Annotated in this window: 14 protein-coding genes; 2 read left to right on the plus strand and 12 right to left on the minus strand. The window is 55.2% G+C overall.

Annotated elements, in window-relative coordinates; translation table 11 throughout:
• Positions 1 to 676: 676 nt before the first annotated feature.
• The 9 genes from FH061_RS04695 to FH061_RS04735 all read right to left on the minus strand — a co-directional run bounded on the left by FH061_RS04695 (position 677) and on the right by FH061_RS04735 (position 12,053).
• Positions 677 to 3,292 (minus strand): bifunctional diguanylate cyclase/phosphodiesterase, encoded by a 2,616-nt coding sequence (locus FH061_RS04695; protein ID WP_192804909.1) that lies wholly within the window; start codon positions 3,290 to 3,292, stop codon positions 677 to 679.
• 913 nt (positions 3,293 to 4,205) lie between these two features.
• Positions 4,206 to 4,727: a hypothetical protein gene (locus tag FH061_RS04700; RefSeq protein ID WP_151633475.1), complete on the minus strand. Its 522-nt coding sequence runs from the start codon at positions 4,725 to 4,727 to the stop codon at positions 4,206 to 4,208.
• 51 nt (positions 4,728 to 4,778) lie between these two features.
• Entirely contained in the window at positions 4,779 to 5,144 is a 366-nt protein-coding gene (locus FH061_RS04705) for a hypothetical protein (protein WP_151633477.1), read from the minus strand.
• Between the two features lie 46 nt (positions 5,145 to 5,190).
• A complete protein-coding gene (locus FH061_RS04710; RefSeq protein WP_151633479.1) occupies positions 5,191 to 5,709 on the minus strand; it encodes a hypothetical protein in 519 nt (172 codons plus the stop codon).
• Between the two features lie 774 nt (positions 5,710 to 6,483).
• Positions 6,484 to 6,849 (minus strand): STAS/SEC14 domain-containing protein, encoded by a 366-nt coding sequence (locus tag FH061_RS04715; RefSeq protein ID WP_151633481.1) that lies wholly within the window; start codon positions 6,847 to 6,849, stop codon positions 6,484 to 6,486.
• A gap of 122 nt (positions 6,850 to 6,971) precedes the next feature.
• Positions 6,972 to 7,442, minus strand: coding sequence for a hypothetical protein (locus FH061_RS04720; RefSeq protein WP_225984484.1), 471 nt, complete (start codon positions 7,440 to 7,442; stop codon positions 6,972 to 6,974).
• Between the two features lie 723 nt (positions 7,443 to 8,165).
• Entirely contained in the window at positions 8,166 to 10,232 is a 2,067-nt protein-coding gene (locus FH061_RS04725; protein ID WP_151633483.1) for a TonB-dependent receptor family protein, read from the minus strand.
• Positions 10,233 to 10,305: 73 nt separating this feature from the next.
• Positions 10,306 to 10,623, minus strand: coding sequence for a c-type cytochrome (locus tag FH061_RS04730; RefSeq protein WP_225984485.1), 318 nt, complete (start codon positions 10,621 to 10,623; stop codon positions 10,306 to 10,308).
• 164 nt (positions 10,624 to 10,787) lie between these two features.
• Positions 10,788 to 12,053: a PQQ-dependent sugar dehydrogenase gene (locus tag FH061_RS04735; RefSeq protein ID WP_192804910.1), complete on the minus strand. Its 1,266-nt coding sequence runs from the start codon at positions 12,051 to 12,053 to the stop codon at positions 10,788 to 10,790.
• A 332-nt stretch (positions 12,054 to 12,385) separates the two neighbouring features.
• Here FH061_RS04735 and FH061_RS04740 point away from each other — a divergent pair, with 332 nt between their 5' ends.
• Positions 12,386 to 12,787: a hypothetical protein gene (locus tag FH061_RS04740; protein ID WP_151633485.1), complete on the plus strand. Its 402-nt coding sequence runs from the start codon at positions 12,386 to 12,388 to the stop codon at positions 12,785 to 12,787.
• Positions 12,788 to 13,477: 690 nt separating this feature from the next.
• On the opposite strand, the gene FH061_RS04745 is transcribed toward FH061_RS04740, so the two are convergent.
• Entirely contained in the window at positions 13,478 to 14,818 is a 1,341-nt protein-coding gene (locus FH061_RS04745; RefSeq protein WP_151633487.1) for an NAD(P)H-dependent oxidoreductase, read from the minus strand.
• 395 nt (positions 14,819 to 15,213) lie between these two features.
• On the opposite strand from FH061_RS04745, the gene FH061_RS04750 reads away from it, so the two are divergent.
• On the plus strand, positions 15,214 to 17,997 hold the full coding sequence (locus FH061_RS04750; protein WP_151633489.1) for an ATP-binding protein: 2,784 nt from the start codon (positions 15,214 to 15,216) through the stop codon (positions 17,995 to 17,997).
• Between the two features lie 127 nt (positions 17,998 to 18,124).
• On the opposite strand, the gene FH061_RS04755 is transcribed toward FH061_RS04750, so the two are convergent.
• Together FH061_RS04755 and FH061_RS04765 are read right to left on the minus strand one after the other, a co-directional pair.
• Complete coding sequence (locus FH061_RS04755) at positions 18,125 to 18,349, minus strand: hypothetical protein (protein ID WP_151633491.1); 225 nt, start codon at positions 18,347 to 18,349, stop codon at positions 18,125 to 18,127.
• Positions 18,350 to 19,034: 685 nt separating this feature from the next.
• Positions 19,035 to 20,222, minus strand: a complete 1,188-nt coding sequence (locus FH061_RS04765) for an acetyl-CoA C-acetyltransferase (protein ID WP_151633495.1) — start codon at positions 20,220 to 20,222, stop codon at positions 19,035 to 19,037.
• Between the last annotated feature and the right edge of the window lie 93 nt (positions 20,223 to 20,315).

The raw sequence follows: 20,315 nt of genomic DNA on the forward strand, positions 1-20,315 counted from the left end.
GTATGGGAAGTTAAACCAACTTTGTTAAAGGTCTGCGCGATGGAAATATATGCGGTTCTTATAGGTGTTTTGGCTCTATGCTTCTTCTGGTGCGCTTACAGAGAGCGCGCAGAGGACAATCGGACCGATAGTCGACTCTTAGCAGGCTTGGGAACAGTAAGTGCTGTTGGTGGCGCTGGCATCTTGCTGACCGCGGTGTCTTAAGGGCGCCTAATTAGGCTGGGTTCGATAAGTGTTGTGAGCAGTTCAGATTGGCGCCGCGGAGCGCACGCGTACGCGGGGTACGCCGAGCACCCCAGACGCCAATCCGGATCGCGCGGCAGCTTATCAGACACAGGCTAGACGGTCGAATCATTGGGCCCTCTTTGCTAAAACAGTACTCGGGTCGGCCAGTTCAGTCGTCATTGGTACGCCTGAACCGGCAATCGTCTACATGGAGTCTTCTGACATAACGCTTTAACCATATGCCCTCAGTTGTCGCCCACTTTCGCCTTACGTTCATTCAATATATTGCAACATCGTTTCGAATGAGCGCGATGGTATTCCTGGCAAGTTGCTCTTGCTCCTTTGCAGTTAAATGGATTCCGTTCATGGACATTCCCTCATGCCAGATGTCTGGAACGGGGGTAGGTTAAAATACCTTCCTTTACCTGCTTAGGAACGAAGCTGACTTCGGTTAACTTCTTTGCCTCATTGATACCTTATTTGAAAACGACTGTATCAAGTGGGCAGGCATAGGTTTTGAAATCAAATATCCTTGGGCCTCGTCACACTTAAGCTCATTAAGGCTCTTCATTTGTGCCTCGCTTTCGACACCCTCCGCGACAACCACCATTCCAAGTGAATGTGCCATCATAATCATGGCAGTGACAAGTATTCTACCTTCCTCGTTCTCAATTTTTGCAGTGAACGCCCTATCAATCTTCAACACGTCAAAATCAAGCTTTTGCAATTGGGAGAGAGAGGAATATCCTGTACCGAAGTCATCTAAGCAAAGCTTTATTCCTTTCTCCCGAAGACAAGATAAGACACTTGCATCCTCGTCCGTTTCTTGCATCATCATTGATTCGGTTATCTCAATCTGAATCCAATCAGGTTCGACGCTGTAGCGTTTAAGCATTGACGTAAAAACGTCGAGCATGTTTGATTCGTTGAACTGTCGTGGCGACACATTGATAGAAACAGGAACTATCGATTCGCCGGCACGTGCCCACGCCGCAAGTTGTTGACATACCTTCTCGATAATCAGACTGCCAAGCGGCAGAATAAGTCCTGTCGTTTCCGCCAATGGAATAAATTCTATTGGATTGATAATGCCTCGCGTAGGATGCTTCCAGCGTACTAATGCCTCCATGCTCGATATGGATAGGTCGTGAATATTGACGCGGGGTTGGTAATACATCTCGAACTCGTCAGATTCAAGGGCGTGACGCAGGTCTATTTCCTGATTCAGGCGACTTTTTAACGCTTCATAGAAGCGACTATGGTAGAACTGATAATTTCCCTTACCCTCCTTCTTAACTGCATACATTGCGATGTCCGCATTCTTTAGAAGGGTTTCAGCATCAGTGCCGTCATGCGGATAAACGCTGACTCCAATGGAGGCACCGACGGTGTGGAATTGACGCGAGATTTGGAATCGTTCATTAAACACATGTAGAACACGCTCTGCTACCCGCTTTATTTCTTCTTGCCCGCCAGCCTCCTCAACTAAGATGACGTACTCGTCGCCGCCAAGTCGTACTACGTGGTCTTGAGGACGAACTGTTCTCTTCAATCTACTAGCAATCATCTTGAGCAGGTCATCCCCTGCTGTATGTCCAAGTGCGTCATTAACGGCTTTGAACCCGTCGATATCAATGAAGAGGAGTGCAATCTCGGTATGAGATTCTTTTGCCTGCCTTATCGCAATGGGTAGATAGTTCTGTATCCAGTGGCGATTAGGGAGCCCTGTCAGGGCATCTTGATTACCGCGTCTTTCGAGTTCTTGAAGGTGAGCCTTGCTTTCGCTTATATCCCTTATAGTGACGGCCAAGTCGTCACCGGAACGAACTGCTTTGTAGTGAATCCAATCTGCATTGAGCCTGTCTCGCACGGACACTTTGACTTCGCTTTCGTGTACGCCTTTCTCAAGCGCCTCCTGCAGGCGTGCGAATGCTGCTTTCTTGACTGCTCCCTCGTAGAAATCCGATATGGCTCTACCGATTAATTCATTGCGTTTTAGCTTAAATATTTCTGCGCCGCGGTTATTACAATCCACCACGAGGTAATCGTAGATTTCACCGTCTTTATCGCGTAAAGGCCGGTTGATGTAAAAGCCGTCGACGCCTTCCTCGGTAGCGGCACGGTAAGCGATGCGAGCCGACTCAAGGTCGGACTTTTTTTTCAAAAGTACATATGCCAATGCCATAGCCATTAACGTGAATATCGCTAAACCAAATGTGTTTAAGTAGGCATTTCTTAGCACCTCGCTGCGTTCATAGTGAAAATTCGCAAGCGCTTCCTGTTCGTCCAGACCCACAGCTGCAATGAGCTGGGTCCCTTTGACCTTGCGCCATGCTACAAAGCGATTCCTTTGGTCGGCGAACCAATACTTTCCGTCAAGCCAGGTTGCGCCGCGCTCGCTCTCGGCATCCGGAAAGAATGTCGTTACTGGATATGCGTGTTGAATTGCAGTCACTTCATGTCCAATTCTCGCAACTCTTATCTGCTTGTCTACACCGAGAACCCCTAAGTAGCCATATTCACCAAATGCAGCCTCTGAATAGTTTGCAGTGAGAAAGCTCGGACTGATACCGCCAACCACAATACCTTGGAAGCTTAAACTATCGGGATTCAGGCGCCGTGACAGCAATATGACTTCCTTATTAGAAAATCGTCCGACCATCGGTTGGCCTACTAGGAGATGGTCTTCATTCACATCCCTATGGAACCGGAAGTACGGTCGGTCAGAGACCGTGTATTGGGAAGCTATGGGATGTGACGTTGTAAGCACATTCCCGTTATCGTCAAAGATAGAAACCATGATGACAGCATCACGAGGAAAGATTCCGGCTTTCTCCGCATCTTCGAGTCTGGTCTTACCCTCTGATAAAGCCCAGTCATGCCTGACATGCAGCAGAATTCGATTGAACGCATCAATCGTTCTATCCAGGCGTTCGGCATAGTTTTGTGCCAGCCCGTCCGTGCGGGCGTAAATTTCCTGTATCGCTTGGTCTTCCTTTGTTTGCAGATTAAAAAGAAGACTAGACCATGCAATGACTGCCAAAACCAATGAAATAATGGGCAGCATTAAGAGAGCGACAATATGCCTCCGTTGGAGTCCAAGAAACGCAATACGTTGCCACCGGGTATACGTCAATGTCGCCATAGTTATCGCAATGGAAAAATGCATTCGGACGTACTCTGATGTCGGCACGCACTTCCATACAAATTTCAGTACCTATTGTAGCAATACTTGGAAAATTGGCTTCATGAGCAACCGTGTGCACCTATGCGCTGGAGGCACTGGTGCAAAACTTGCCAGCTAACACTCATTCGCTTGACGGTAAATAATGACGCCGGCTTTGAGGGCCCGACGGTGTTCTGCTAAATGAACGCGGAAAATGCGTTTAGAAGGCCTGCCTCGAACTGGACAGTGATCAGGCCCGTCAACTCAAGCGGTTGCAGCAGTTGCAGCAGTTGCAGCTAGAGAATGAGCGCCTGAAGAAGATCGTCGCTGAACTGAGTTTGGATAAAGCAATCCAGTTTCGCGTCGCATTGCTCCAGCGTTCGCGATGCGCCTGCCGACCAGATTGGCAGAGCTCATTACGTGGCTTCAACAAGGGCTTGTCCTGTTCCTGATGACGCTGTGCTGGTGTCACGAAACGAATGCCGCTATGGCGATTTACCTGGGTCATGTACGGGATAAGCCCGGACACGAATCCATTGCGACCGCAAGCATGTATTTGAGCGCCACTGACGACTATCGTCGAGAGACTGAGGGAGCACATGGGATCAACTGCCAGGAAATTGATGCACGCCCGACTGAGTAATACGCCTAATGTCTCATATCCGATTTATGAACACATTCTGACTCCAGTGCCAGAGGCATCCTACATTGGTTGCCTTCCTCCTTTAGGTCAGCGCAAGGCCGTTTTGCAGAGCATCCAATGGACCATCTGCACCCGCGTGCAGATGGTCCGTCCGCGCGCTGATCCAGGTGCCTAGTAACTGACACGCCCGCTCGCGGTTATGGTTCCCGCAATCACCCCTGTTGCCGGGCTGCCGTAATAGGTACCGCTCAATTGCCCATTGCCGCTGGCATCGTCAAACCGACCGTTGCCGCCGGTAATATGGAAATCGCCTTGGAAGCGGAAAACTCCTGGTGCTGTCGGCGTCAGTACGCCGCTGTAGCGCCCGTAGGCAAGATCTCCGTTTGCCGCAGTAAACATCAGCTCGCCGCGGTAGATCACCAGTTGTGTCCCATTGCCTGGCGCGATGCAATGAGAGGCATTGAGTGTCACCGAACCCAGATGCGAGGCTTGGCCCGAGCCGGTTATTGTGCCCCCAGGTCCCGGCGCCTCATTATTGGCGCCGATGCACTTCGGAAGTTGGCCCAAATGTTCTTCGACATTCAGCGTTGCCTTGAGCGGAACGTCCTTGGAACCAGCGTGGGCAAGTGGCGTACATAGGGCGCCAGCCAGAGCGGCAAGTGCGACAGGCACAGGCAAAGCACGATGTTTCATTGGTTTCTCCTCTGCAGCTGAGGTAAGTCGCAAGACGAAATCGGGCACTGCTTAGGGCGACCGCGCGAGCTTGGATGCGTGACCCGCCCACAGCCCCAGGTTTTCCTGCAACGCTTCTCCAGTCGAGCCACGCATTATCGTCAGGCCGTCAAGATGCAACATTGATCTCATTACATGAGAGCGCCATGCATCCGTGGCCATCAATGCATCGAGCCCGCCATGGTCACCTCGAATCAGAAAGAAGCCGTTGAGAGTGCCTCCGCCGGGGACAAAAAGAATCGGCTCAAAGGAATCGATCTCGCCCTTGCTCTGCAGGGCACCCAGGTGGGCCGCGAATTCCTGAAACTGCTCCATCGCGGCCGACTCCCGCCCGGGATGTGCCCGGTTCCAGCCAAACATGATGACGTTGGTTGCCATGTTAATCTCCTCGCATGTCAATGTTGTCGTTGATGATCGGCCCCGATCAGTAAGACAGCGTGCCTTTCGCATGGAGGATCAATGGACCAGATTGGCCTTGCGCCAGGTTCACCTGTTCCAGTCCATACACTAGACCGCGCCCGCTCGCGTTCACATAGCGACCGGTTGCGCTGTCGATCTGGTAGGTGCCCCAGATCTGATACACGGGCGGCGTGGCGGTTGGCGTCAAATGGAAAGCAAAACGGACACGCATCTCATCCCCGGCGGCAGTCTTCAGAGTCATCGTGCCTTCCGGCGCCGAAATATTGCCTTGCGAGTCCGGCGTCGCGCAGTGCGATCCCTCGCCATCGACTACTCCTAACTGCGGAGAAAGGCCTGCTCCCTTGAACGTGACGGCAATTCCTGTGCAGCCCGCCGCCTGGGACAGGCTTTCCTGTATGGTCATCATGAGCTCGAAGTCGGTCGTCGTTCGGTTTTGCGCAAGGGAAGACTGGATTGCAAAGGTGCTGGCGATGGCACCGATCATTGCCGTACCGACCTGACGCATCAAGGTGGATGAAATCATGATTTTTCCTTCCGTGTCATTGTTGTCCAGGCCGCACCAGATCCGCGGCCACGGAAAGTCAGTCTAGGAAAAATGCTGGCGATATGCAGGGTGGCGCCTGTCTTCTTTAAGAATGACTTCTGCGTTAGCGCAACGGCCCCGCTCCTAAAGTTGAACTTGGTAAAAGCACGATGCAGTCAAACGCCGGGCTATCCCGATATGCAGGAAGCGTAACGTAAAATCATTACACCACCGCTCCTGGTGCAAATTCTTAGCCCGGCATTGATTAATCATTGCCCACTAGTCAGGCATCTTCGCGCCCGATGATACGCACGGCCAAGGCGTGATGAAGAGTGAAGAAGATGCCGAAGGCAGTGGAAATAAGGCTGTCAAGATCAAGCGGTCTCAGCAGAAAGGAATGCGGCGCGATAGACGATGATAAAGTTTTGTCTTCCCAAGGTTAAACCAATTACAACGACTCGCGGTGCAATGACATCACACGATGACCTGTATTAACGTATTCGCGGCGAAATGTTTTTCCACTCCGCTGCGCTAACTTCGAGGCATGAGTACGATGCACGCTATAGCATTTTCACGTTGACTGGCCACAGCCGACATGGCGAATACATCGATCACACTCTTGCTCAACGAAGTCGTCCATTAATTCTCCAATAACTGGCCAGAATTCTTCGATAATGCGTTTGGCCGCTGCGCGCAGAGTATTGATGCGACCGCTCGACGTAAAGCTCGTTCTCGGTGCATGGATGGGGTTTAGTTAATGTGTCGGGGAAGTGATTATTTTGATGGCGCGCTCTCAAGCCATCGAGTTGCTGACGCCAGGTCGTTGTAGAAAACTTCGTACTCACCGTCGCCGAAAGCAAGGCGGGCCAAATAAGCGAGCTTTGTATTGGACACTACAATTGCTCGCCGTAGAGAATCGCCAAGATATTGTGCGTCTACCAGGTGCCGTTGCAAGAACACCAAATCCAAGTCCGGCGTTGTCATCTCACGAGCATCGTAAAGAATCTTCCGGCGACCCGCATTCTTTACTACATCAAGTAGGCGTTCATGGCATTCCAGAAGTAGGGCCTCTGTTGCCTCACCGCGGAACCGGACAATAGCCATGTCGCCGGCTAGCTCAACTACAAAGCTGCCTTTCATGGCATTACTTTCCTTTCGTTAAAGGTGAACCTATACCGTCCAGATATTCTAGTGCAGCTCCGATAAAACTGTGCTTGGCTCGCATGGGTCCTTTTGGAAATTGATGGTAGCGGCGATTCATTCTACGGGACCAATTCAATCCCCTTGCTAACCCTAACGAGCGAGTGTATCAGCGTAATAACAATTTCCTGATGAGCATTGTCCAGTTTTCTAATGTTCTCAAGAATGGCTTGGTCCTTTGGAGTTAGCTTGGAATACGTACTGCGGTCGACGGGTGTTCCGGCCCTGTCTCCACCGAACCGAAGCCAATCAAGAGGTACTTCCAACCATTGTGCCAAGACACGAAGCTTCTCCTGAGTAGGTATTGCCTCTCCTACAAGCCATTTTCGAGCTGCATGGACGGTGATTCGTTGGCCGTCATATCGGGAGTTAAAGAATCGAGCTAATGCGGTGGGGCTATCATGAACCTGCCCTGCACGATCGAGACTTTGTTGAAGTCTTTTAGAGAATTGCATTCTTTCATCTTCAGCATTAAATGCAGCCATTTTTCTATGCCCCTTCCAATATATTCTTTTAGTTATGTCATTTTCCATACATAATTGTACTGCATATGTTTCCTTGGAGTAATATTGTATATTGCTAACGCTTGCGCCCGAGCTATCGCAGGCATGGAGGTAATGAGACTATCCCGTCACCTTGTTGCGGAGGGTTTGCAGTGCTTCCATGAAGACCATATTGCTTATATTTGCAGGGATGGTGCGATAGCGAGCGCTCGTGCCTCGCTTCCTCTGTTGCCTGCAAGGTAGACTGAAGCCGGAAGAGGACCAAGGGAGCTCAATAACACTGGAGAGAGATCGTATTCCTGTAGCAGTACGCTATGAGGGCATCCCTCTGGGAGAGGCTGTCCTTCAAGGGCACTTTATCGATAGTGGCCGCAAAGAAGGGGATGTACGCCATCGAATGGAGATTGCCAATGTTTCCGATTTGGTAAGGCGGCTACCCTCAGACGAGGGCGTCTCATACTGCGCGTTGCCTTCAGTGCGCCTGCCTGTTAGTAGTGAATCCACGGGAGGATGCCGGTGATTCGAAATGATCGATGCTGCCATGCTGTTTTCGACGGAATCGGCGAAATCCCTCGGCGAATACGGATTCAGACGCAGCTGCTGAGGACGCTTGAGGAGACGACACATCGTGCGTGGTGGAGATACGCAATCTTGCCCGGCCAACTAACGCATCGTGCACGCTCGGCGCGACTTTTCCAACGACTGGCCGTGGTCAATCTTCATGTGTCGCCTTTTCGTTATTATTTATATCGTTTAGAGCGAAGTTCGGATTCCCACAAAGAAACGGCGACCCGGCGCTGGCTCATAGAAACGGCGATTACCGTCATTGACGATCACCGACCCCGCATAGTGGCGGTCGAACACATTGTCAATCCGACCAAACAGCGTCCATCGCGCCCGATTTGTCCGAAGCTCCTGCGCAACGCGTAAATTGAACACCGCATAGCCTGGCGCCGCTTCACTGTTGAGGTCGTCAACATAGGTCCTGCTCTCGATGCGCATCTCCAGCGCGGTGTTCAAGCCGTCCAAGGGCCGATATTCAACCTGACTGAAAAGACTATGCCTCGGCGCGCCAGGCAGCCGGTTGCCGGCATCGACCACGCCGTTGGCACTGGTGAAGCTTCGTTTGAAACGTGCATCGAGCAGCGTATAGGCCACTTCCGTGCTGAAGCTGCCCATGTTGTTGCCCCACGCTGCTTCAATCCCGCGCCGCTCCACGCGGTCGACATTCTGGAAGATCGAGCGGCCGTTCTCGGTGGCCTGCGGCACGATCTCATCGCGACTGCGCGCAGTAAACACGGCCAACGTCGCGCTCTGCGCACCGGAGCGCCATTTCATGCCAATTTCGCCCTGACGGCTCGTCGATGGCTGCAGGCCGAGGTTGGGACCGCTCCCCCCGCTGCGATAAGCCGATTCCGCCAGCGTTGGCGTTTCGAATCCGCGCCCGATATTGCCGTAGACATTGAGACTGTCGTTCGCATACCAGACCAGCCCGAGCACCGGGCTGGTGTTGCGGTATTCGACACTGCCGCTGTCATTCGGACTGGCAGCGGTCACATAGCGGTCGTCGACCGATAGCCGCACACGGCTGGAGCGCAGGCCGGCGGTAGCCTTCCACTGTTCCGCGAAGGTCCAGTCCACCTGGCCGAAAACATCGACATTGTTGGCATTGTCGCGCTCATCCCGGCGCAGCGCGCCTGGCGAGCCATTGTTGTTGATGAAGCCGCGCCGAGTCTGATCGAGATCGTCGGCTTCCATTCCGACGGTCCAGTTCAGCGGCATGCCGCCGGCCTGCGTTGCATGGGTCCAACTGATGCCCGCGCCGCGATAGTGGTTGTCAAGATCGACCACGCCGCCGGAAGAATTGGCCGCGGCACCGGAGAACGACAGCGTCTGGAAGACTTCCCGCGTGCCGGCGTACAAGCGCGCATTGAGGGTATTGCCGCGGTCGAACTTGTGTTCCAGCACGAGGCCGGCCTGCTGCTGATCGACGGTCTTGCGGGTATCGAAAGTCAGCGCGACCGGCGCAACCTGGCGCGGATTCTGCTCGAACTGCGCGCGCGTCAGTCCGAGCGGGTCCTGCGCCAGCGGCTGGTCAAAGATGTTGACGATGCCGGTGAGCTTGGTGGACGAGGAAGGCTGCCACAGGACCTTGGCATTGACCTGGGTGCGCTGTGCGGCGCTGTGGTCGCGGTAGCCGTCGGTTTCATAACGCGATACATCGAGCAGGCCGCCTAGCGTTTCGCCGCCCCCCGCCAGTGTAAATCCAAGCTGGCGCTGGCCGTCGCTGCCGGCACCGGCCGAGGCGCTGGCGTAAGGTGCCTGCGGCGACAGCGGTGGGTCGGCGGTAAACACCTGGAGTACTCCGCCGGCCGCATTGCCATAGAGCTGGGCGACTGGTCCACGCAGGATCTCGATACGCCGCGCCGAGCTCAATGTGGCCGTGGACGCTTGGCCTTGCCCATCGGGCATGGTGGCGGGGATGCCGTCGATGAGAATGCGCACGCCGCGCACGCCGAAGGTAGAACGCGTGCCGAAGCCGCGCACCGATAATTGCAAGTCTTGCGCATAGTTTTGCCGCTCGCGGACCTGAATACCAGGCGCGGTGCCAAGCAGTTCCGACAGATTGATGAGCGGTGAGGCGGTGCGCAGTGGATCAACTTGGACGGCGTCGACAGATGCGGCCGCGTCAAAACGTTTCTGTTCGCCGCGGCTGACGGAGACGACGACTTCTTCCAGCTGTTTCTCCTGCTGTGCGGCAACATCGGCAGCGGCGGCGAGAAGCGGGCTGGCCAGTAGCAAAAGATAGGTTCTGTCCATGGCACGATAGGCGAATTGCAGCTAACGCCACGAAGTTGCTTCAGACAAATGCATGATGCATCAGTAGTCGGTGTTATTTAATTGATAGCGCATATTCGGCCAAGAGCTTGGCGTCGGCATCCGAGAGCTGGGTTTGAGGCGGCATAGGCATTTGGCCCCATACGCCAGAGCCCCCGGCTTTGATTTTTTTTGCCAGTTTATCGACCGCTTCATTGTCACCGGCGTACTTGGCGGACACTTCTTTAAGCGAAGGACCGAACCGCTTCTGATCAACTGCATGGCAAGCCATGCAGTTGGACTTTTTGAACAGTTCAGCATCAGCATAGGTGGATCCCGCAAAGAGCAGGATGCTAGATGCGACGCATACAGTCAGGATTTTATGCATGAACATGCTACTCATATAGAACGCGCTCTTGCGAGCTTACGACTCCACCGCCGCCATGCTGCGGCGACACGTGGAGACTGATGCGCAAATACCGATGGGCTCAAAAAGCGCCAGCGAAAACGATCCGCTTTTCACCGTACTGCTTGCTCGGCCGTACGGTGACAGGGATATCAGTTCGGGGTCAGCTTATAGATTTCACCCTCATCGGTTGCCACATACAGGTTGCCGTCCGGGCCCTGCACTACAGATCGGAAACGTCCTGCCGGCATAGGCAGCGACACCTTGGTACGCTTGGCGCTCTCACCGTTGGCGCTAATATCCAGTACGTCCAACCGATTGCCGACTGGAGTGCCATGGATGCCGATGCCCATGTAGGAGACCACCATTCTGCCGTCCCACTCCTTCCATTGCTTACCGCTAAGGAAAGTGCCGGAAGACATACCTTGAGAAAGGCCTTCGTTGGTCCAGGCCGGTTTCATTGCCTTCGGGTAGGTCTTCAGGTCGGTCATCGGCATGAATTTCGACCGTTCCTTAGGATCGACCGCAGCCATCTGATTCGGGCTATAACCACAGTAATTATCGGGGCAATCGCCGCGCCCGTTGACATTCGCACGCGGGTCCCAGCCCGCATTGCCACCGGGCTTTAGCGCGGTAACTTCATCCGTATGCCATGGACCGTTTTCCGCAGTGAACGGCTGGTTGGTACCCGGTCGGAACGTGATGCCCTGAGGATTGCGATGACCGTAAGTGTAGATACGAGGGTCGAACCCTTTCGGCGCATTATTACCAGGCGCCGCATTGCCTTCGCGGTCGATGCGCAGCACCTTGCCGCCTATACGTGTCGGGCTCTGCGGAACTTCGTGGTTGTGGGTGTCGCCAGTCGTGACGTACAGGAAGCCGTCGCCGGGACTGAAGCGAACGCGACCGCCGTTGTGGGCGCCGGGGCCACCGAAGGGATGGTCGCTCGCCGCCGCTTTGTATGGAATGTCGGTGACAATGTCCTTGCGATCCGATACCTTCGTCAGATCTTCGCTGACGACAAAACGCATCACGCGGTTCGTCTTCGGCTGAGCCATGTCCGAGGCGGAGTAGACGTAAATAAAACGGTTCTTAGCGAAGTCGGGGTCGACAGCCACGCCATTCATGCCGGCCTGGCCTTCACAAAACAGATCGCCAGCCGTGGTGCCGTAATCCTTGGAGTCCTTCATGCCAAGGAGGCGGTTAACCTTTCCCTCGGCGGTACGCACTGACAGGCCATGGCACTTCTCGGTAAAGAACATGGTGCCGTCCGGGAGAAAGGCCATGTCCCATGGATTGTTCAACTTGGTCAGGACGGTAGTTGACGCCAAAGTTGGCGCCGCAGCGTTAGCACCGCCGGCAACAGCAATGCCGGCTCCGACGAAAAGCATGCAGCTGGCGAGTTTGGTAAGACGCATGATATCTCCTCCTTTTACTTATTCTTGACATTAGGGTTACTGAGATAGATAGATAAACGGTAGCAGCAGGCCTTAGATGTATTTTGATCTTAATCAATCACTCCATGGCGTGCGCATGCCTCTGGATCGATTAGCAATCATGGCTGGTGGCATGAGATGAAGGCACGTTGGCAGACCGGCTCTTATCGCGCCGCTGAACACGCAAAACGCGATCATGAATCTTCCTATCCCGCCAAGGCTAACACTGACACTTACGAACCGTCTCACAAAGAAAGGGCCACTAAGGTGACGATCGCCTCGACGCATTGGCTGCGGCACACCACTATTAATATATGGAAAATATTGTGATTGATCGACGTTATGTACGGGACAAGCTAATACATGAATCCATTGCGCCGACAAACATTTATCTGCATGCCACTGACGACTATGGCTTTTGTACCGACTCTGTAAAGTTGATTCCGGGATTCCGCCAGCAGTCGCCTGCCAGGCCGACATGGCTCACTTTTCTATTTCAAATCGGCCCAAGGCGATTGGCTCTGCAGGAGACTGTGATGAACCGGAAATATGTGCCGCAACTGACTGCGCAAGAGCGGGCATGGATGGAAGCAATGGTACGCACCGGCAAATCCGGGGCACGGAAGATCCGGCTGGCGCATGCCTTGCTCAAGATGGACCAAGGAAAAACGGGTCAGGCTGGAAGGATGCGTGCATTGCCGGGGCGTTCGGCATGACGAGCCGCAGTTTGGAGAATTGGCGCAAGCGAAGCGCAGTGAGTCAAACTGACCTGTTCGCGCGCCAGAAAGATCGGCTGGCTGGACATTAAACTTGTTGGCCGACAAGCCGGGGAAACCGCGCATTGTCGAGGCGATTTCACGCGAAACCGGGCGGCGCACACTTAAAAAAATAATTTCGAACCTTGGCTGAAACAGCAATGGTGCATCCCGCCGGCACAAGATGCCGAATTTGCCTGCCAGATGGAGCAGGTGCTGAAAGTCTACGCCCAATCCTACAATGCACGTCATCCAGTCGTTTGCATGGATGAGCAGCTCAAATAGTTGATTGACGAAGTCCGCGAACCGGTGGTGGCACTGGATGGGACGGTTGGAAAAGACTTCGCGTATGTACGACGCGGGATGTGCGTGGCGTGGATGTTCGTCGAGCGGAGATGCAGGGCGGTCTGGTACCGCGCGTTAAGAAAGTGTCAGTCAAGTGCGGCTGAAAATCGTCCCGATGCGACGTCAACAACGGCATCGACATCGGCATCAGCAACGCACGCACGGCCCCGGCTTTCGCTACCGGGGATGCAATCGCTTGGTACCCGCATCGCTCCGTACTGGCAGAAACAAGCATGGCGGGAGCTATGTGCGATGCTCTGTCGGACGAGGCATCGCCGCCTGGTGAAAATAGCTTGCCTTGCCGGACTATGCCGCCGAGAAAACCGTTTCCATTTCGCGTCTGAAACGAACCGCGAGCGCCGTCGCGTCATAATCGACATCCTCCCAGCCTACCGCCTGCCCGGCCGGGACGGGGTTCTTCAGTGTGATGCCATGCGCCAGGCCCAGCGGCAAGCCTTTCAGGCGCAGGGACTGCTCTGCGGGAAGCAGCTTGCCATAAACGGTAAACCCGCCTTCCCCGTCCAGGATCTCCCCGGCAGCCAGATCGCGCTTTGCGGTTGCCACGACATCGCCGTGCCAACATATCGGTGCACCGGTGGCTTCGCCGCGAAGGCCGACCGAGGCAACGCTGATCCCCAGCTCAAGACCTATCAAATGAAACGGTTTGTACATGGACGAATATTCTCCGCTCCGATCAGTGACCAGGCCGTACTCGCTGAAGCACCGTCTGACGTAGTCACTGCCCGCCGCGAAAGTGACGTAGACACCCCAGCGCAGGTCGCGCGGTATCGGAGAGCCATCGCGTTCCAAACTTGAAATCACTTCTACCTGACCGCGATGCAACAAGATGCCGCCATCGGCTTGCGGCTTGAGGACTTCAGGTAATCTGTCCACATCCACTGCCGGAAATGTCAGCCCCGCTGGAGCTTGCAAGCCGGTCGCATTCGCAACGGCGGCCATTTCGATAGCGCTTTTCGTGCCATCCAGGAAGCTGTTGAACATCTGCGCATTCATGCCGCCGCGTTTTGCATCCTCGGCTGACAGGCCGTAGTGTTGCCATACCGTTGCGGGCGTGGAGACATGGTAAGCCGGAAGATACTTGGTTCCTTTGCCTGCCGCGACAATCTCGAAGCCTGCCGTACGGGCCCAGTCCACCATTTCGCAAATCAGAGCCGGCTGGTCGCCGTAGGCCAGCGAATAAACGATGCCTGCCTCGTCAGCCCTGCGCTTGAGCAACGGCCCCGCGAGCGCATCGGCTTCGACGTTGACCATGATGATGTGTTTGTTGTGGTCGCAGCAAGCGAGCACATGCGCAATGCCCGCTGCCGGGTTGCCGGTCGCTTCGATGACAATATCGACGTGGGGCGAGGCGATGAGTGCAAGACTGTCTTCTATGATGGCTGTGGCACCGCTCTTGGCCGCCTGTTCCAGTGATGCAGCGGAGCAACGCTCCTCGGTCCAGCCCAAGCCTTTCAGCGACTCGCGCACCCGCGCCGGTTGCAAATCGGCGATCCCTGTCAAGTGAATGCCAGGCGTCCGTGGCACTTGGGAAAGGTACATGGAGCCAAACTTTCCGGCGCCGATGAGTCCGATCCGTAACGGCTTTCCCTGCTGGGCACGCGCCTGCAATTTCGCGAAAAGATTCATGGTGTCTCCTTGTATTTGTATTGGATCCAGGATCTTTACTATATCCTACCGTCACATGCGGTCGCGACGTGCCCGCCGCGTACGGATGAACACTGCGCAGTGAGATAAGCTGGAGTGAATTTCACCGCCAACAGAACAATGGCAAACACAATGCCGAATTGAATTGCTGCATTCAGGCTCAAAGGCTTGCGTAATGCCAGTCTTGAGGCGCCCCGGCTTGTAAGGGTGGATGTGGCCACAGTACCAAAGTGCCCATACAGCAGGCTGCGCAAGGAGTTTGCCAGCGCCAAGCTCGATTAGCGACCAGACTTGCCAAAACATCGAAATTCGGTTCTCAAAAAATCGCGTATGCTGGCACCTTTGGCTGGGTATTTAATTCTGGCCTGGATGACGCCATGGCCCAGTACAACCAGACAACCACAGAAGTCGGCAAGCAGCCCCTTCCCCCACCCTCTTCCGTCCCTCTTCAGTTCCGTCCAAATCTTCGCTTGCGATTTGCCGTTGCACTCGCTGTCACGGTCTTGACACTTGCATTAGGTATCGCGGCGGTGCTGGAAAACGTGGCGAGCCGTGAAGTCGCCAAGCTCAGTGCCCAAAATCTGGAGAACATCAGCCGCCAGATGGCACGCGAAATTTCGACCGGCATGAGCCGATTCGCCATAGAAATCGAAACTCAGGCGCAGATTCCAACTTTGCGGAACCCATCGACCAAGGCTGACGACATGCGGTCGATTCTGGACCGGTTTGTGGCACATCATCCCGAATTTTCCTACTTGGGCGTCATCGACGTGGATAGCGCCCGCGTACTCGCAGCGAACGCGGGACTGTTTGAAGGCGGCAGTGCTACTGGACGCCCGATTTTTGAGAATGGAAAAAAAGGGTTGTTTCTCGGTGATGTCCATCCCGCGGTGCGATTAGCGGAATTACTGCCCAAGCCACCTAGCGGGGACGGCTTGCGCTTTCTGGATGTCAGCGTTCCCATCCTGGATGACGGTGGCCAGCCTACGAGGGTACTGGCTGGGCATATTAGTTTTGAATGGACCCGTCAACTGCGCGAGCAGGTGCTCGCCCCCATCAGGGATGCACGCGGCATCGAGATCATGCTGGTGGACACAACTGGCAAGATCGTGCTGACTCCCAACGAAGAGATCAAGGTTGGGCAGCCGATCGCGGAATTGGTCCGTACGAACATGACGGATCGAGCCGAGTTGCATTCCTGGGCCAATGGCTTGTCTTACCTGACTACCTCCGCTCGGGTGATTCCAGATGGCGCATTCGATGGGTTCGGGTGGCGCGTAGTGGCGCGTCAGCCAGAAGAGTTCGCCTTGGCCCCTGCCAGCCGCTTGCGCGACTCGTTCTTTTTTGGTGCGGCACTGCTTGGCGCCCTTGCCGCCGTGCTGGCATGGGCCGCTGCCGGCAGAATCACTCGCCCGGTGTACGACCTGGCGAACTATGCAACCCAGTTAGCGCCAGATACCACACGGGCGGCATCACATGATGCTCCAGTTGGTGAAATAGAACAGGTCCGCCGCACGTTATCGCACCTGTCGCTAGACCAGCAGCGCCAGAACGAGGAACTGCAAGAACGCAAGCGTCGATTTGCAGCCTTCGCAGACTCCTTGCCGCACCTGGTGTTCGAAATTGATGCGGATGGAAAACTGGAATACGTCAACCAGCAATGGATTGCCCAGTTCGGACTAAGTGAAGGCATGGCGCTGGAGCACCTGGTCCAGCGTATGCCGGAAGACGATCGCAAGGCACTCTTTGAACCATGGGAAGCGGCAAGGCAAACGGGTGAACCTTTGGATCTTTTGGCACGCTTTGTCACTGCCGAATCTGGCACGCCGGAATGGTTCCGTATGCGTGCGCTGCCTGTGACAGGCAATGACGGGAAAGTACTGCGTTGGCTTGGGACGCTCAGCAGTGTTCAGGACACGATGCGGGCAGCGGAAGAGGTAGAACGCTTGTTGGCACGAGAGCAGGCGGCGCATGCCGAACTGGCGCGTACCAACGCCATGAAGGATAATTTTCTGGCTACCTTGTCTCACGAACTCAGAACACCTCTCAATGTCATCGGAGGCTGGGCGCAAATGTTGGCACTCAATCCGGTAGATCCGGAGTATGTGCTCAAGGGATCACGCATCATTCAAAAGAATATTGACTTGCAAGTGACCATGATTGATGGCTTGCTGGACATGAGTGCCATCGTAGCCGGAAAAGTCTCGCTCGATCTACAGGCAACCGATGTCGCCCAACTGCTTGTTAATGTGCGAGATGCTTTTTCCAAACTGGCTGCCGACAAAGACGTGAAGCTGGAGATGGACATTCCACGGCATCCGCTGCTTATTGAAGCCGACCCCCGGCGCATGGATCAGGTCCTTGCCAACCTCGTGTCCAATTCACTCAAGTTCACCGACAAAGGCGGGCGGATTCGGCTGACTGCTACACCTACTGAGGCAGGCAGGGTCTCCATTATCATCGAAGATTCCGGGTGCGGCATCGATCCGGAATTCTTGCCCCATGTATTCGATCGCTTCCGGCAGCAAGACTCGTCCATATCGCGAAAGAAGGGCGGGGTCGGCTTGGGTTTGGCTATTGTAAAAAGTCTCGTCGATCTGCAAGGCGGCACTATTCATGCCCGTAGCAGTGGCATAGGCAAGGGCTGCGTATTCACCATGGATTTCTCTCGTATTGAGACCGATGCCAATCCGGATGACCCGACGGCGGATGAGGAACAAAGGCTGCTGCTCGGGCAGTTTGGCAATGTGCGTGTTCTACTGATAGAAGATGACGAACAGGCTCGCGAAGTCACCAGGGACGCCCTCATGGCTTTGGGTGCCAAAGTGACCGATGCGGCAGATGCGCTTATGGGATGGAAAATACTGGAAGCACATGGCCCTTTTGATGTCCTTGTCTGCGACATAGGGTTGCCAAGTATGGATGGCTACCAATTCGTGCGGCGCGTGCGAAAAAGCGAAGACGACAGGATCGCCGGAATTCCCAGCATTGCATTGACCGCATTTGCTATGCCCCATGATGAAATACGTGCACAAGAAGCTGGCTTTGACCGACATGTTCCCAAGCCGTTCAGCCTGGCAATGTTGAGTTCCACAATGGCGGAGTTGGTGTCATTGAACGCGGAGGTCAGGCAGAGTAATCTGGCGGCGGACCAAGGATAGTTGGTAACGTCATAGCCTTCCATCCGAGCGGTTTGTGCAATGCTGTCGCGCCTAGGCTGTGGGCACGTCGCAGCGGCTTCATTGACGTCGTCTTCCAGTGCAACTCAGCTTGATGCAACGGCGGGTATTATTCCCGCCTAGTCAGAAGAGCTTGCTGATAGGCCTGGTGCAATTGGCTATCATCCGCGATAAGCGGAGGAACCGGCACTCCTTCTTCCGTCGAAGCTCTTTCGCCCTCTTGATAAGCAAGCGCGCGCGCGTCGAGCAAAGCCCTTGCCGCCGGCGCAGTCAGTCCAATACCGAAATAGACGGTGTGCAGTGCCATCTGTACGCGTGCTTCCAATCCTCGCATTCGTCTCTCCTGGTACGGCATTGACATGCATAACCAATGACCAATGTTCGACATCGGCTGTCAAACTGTAGGTAGCATGCCTGAAGCCACGGAGCGGCGATGACCTAAAAACAGGGACTAAACGCTGACTAACCGCAAGGTAAAAATGCGATGCCAATTGAGAAAACGCAATGCCATTGCATTACAGAACATCACTTTGCCAGTGTGCGTTCCAACACCTCTGTAGCGGTTGCCATGGCCTCGCGCAATTTCGGTATTCCTTCGTGGGACTTCGCTACGACGTTCTTCACGCAGCAAATCCCCTACTTCGAAGATACGATCAACGTCGACTATTCGAGATGCTCCGCCTGTTCCTTTCACGGGGAATCGACATCAACGCACGTGATCCCTACAGCAGGGGATGGACCGCCCTGCATGTCGTATATGTCGTATCAATGGGAGAACCGTCGGCAAAGGTCTCCATCCTGCTCGGGTACGACGGCCGCATCGACCTTCGCGACAGCGACGGGCGAACACCCCTCGACTTAGCCAGGCTGGCTCAACAGAAGCACCCCGGCAACTCCAGCATTGCCTACACGATCCGAGTCCTGGAGGAGGCTCAGCGGAAGTCAAGGTCCTGATCGCAGGAGCAGTGACTTCGTGCAGAGAAGCCGTCGCGTCAATCCAATACGGATATATCCGCCACCTACAGCCGCTCAACAATCGTCACATTCGCCATCCCCCCGCCCTCGCACATCGTCTGCAGGCCATAGCGCTTGTTGCGCTTCCTCAGCGCGTGCACCAGCGTCGTCATCAGCTTGGTACCCGACGCGCCGAGCGGATGGCCCAGCGCGATCGCGCCGCCGTTCACATTCAGCCGCTCCGGATCGGCGCCGGTGGCCTGCAGCCATGCCAGCGGAATCGGCGCGAAGGCTTCATTGACTTCGAACAGGTCGATGTCGTCAATCTTCATGCCCGCCTTCTGCAGTGCGCGCAGGGTCGCCGGGATGGGGGCTTCCAGCATGATCACCGGATCATGTCCCAGCAGGCTCAGGTGATGGATGCGAGCCAGCGGCTGCAAGCCGAATGTCTTCAATGCCTTTTCGCTGACCACCATTACCCCGGTTGCACCGTCGCAGATCTGGCTGGCGTTGGCGGCGGTGATCACGCCGCCTTCCTGCAGCAGCTTCACGCCCTGGATCCCTTCGACCGTGGCCTCGAAACGGATGCCTTCATCCACGGTATGCATGCCGGCTTCCGTTCCCGCGCTGCCGTCGGCGGTACGCACTTCGATCGGCAGGATCTCTTGGCTGAAATGGCCTTCGCGGGTGGCGGCGATGGCGCGCTGATGGCTGCGGTAGGCGTATTCGTCGAGCGCATCCTTGTTCAGGCCGTATTTCTTCGCCACCATTTCCGCGCCCATGAACTGGCTGAAATCGGGCACGTCGGGATAGCGTGCATGGATGGACGGACTCATGTAGTAGCCCATGCCATTCTTCTTCGGCAGGATGGAGGGTGAACCCATCGGCACGCGGGACATGCTTTCCACGCCGGCGGCAATCACCACGTCCATGGTGCCCGACATCACGGCCTGGGCCGCGAAATGCAGCGCCTGCTGGGAAGAGCCGCACTGGCGGTCGACCGAGGTGCCGGGGACGGATTCGGGAAGCTTCGATGCCAGCACGGCATTGCGCGCGACGTTGGTGGACTGCTCGCCGACCTGGCTGACGCAACCCATGATGACGTCCTCGATTTGGGATGGGTCGATGCCGCTGCGGTCGACGAGTTCATCGAGTACCTTTGCGGCCAGGTCGACCGGATGCCAGCCGGAGAGGCGGCCGCCGCGCTTTCCTCCGGCGGTTCTGACGGCGGCGACGATGTAGGCTTCAGCCATGGTGGTTCCTTTTCCAGATATGAATTCAAGTCAACAAATTGGTGAACCTTCCTTGTTCCGCAGGCGGAACGAAGGAGGGTGGGCAAACCGCTA

The organism is Noviherbaspirillum aerium (genome assembly GCF_008929045.1).
Classification (GTDB): Bacteria; Pseudomonadota; Gammaproteobacteria; order Burkholderiales; family Burkholderiaceae_D; genus Noviherbaspirillum; species Noviherbaspirillum aerium.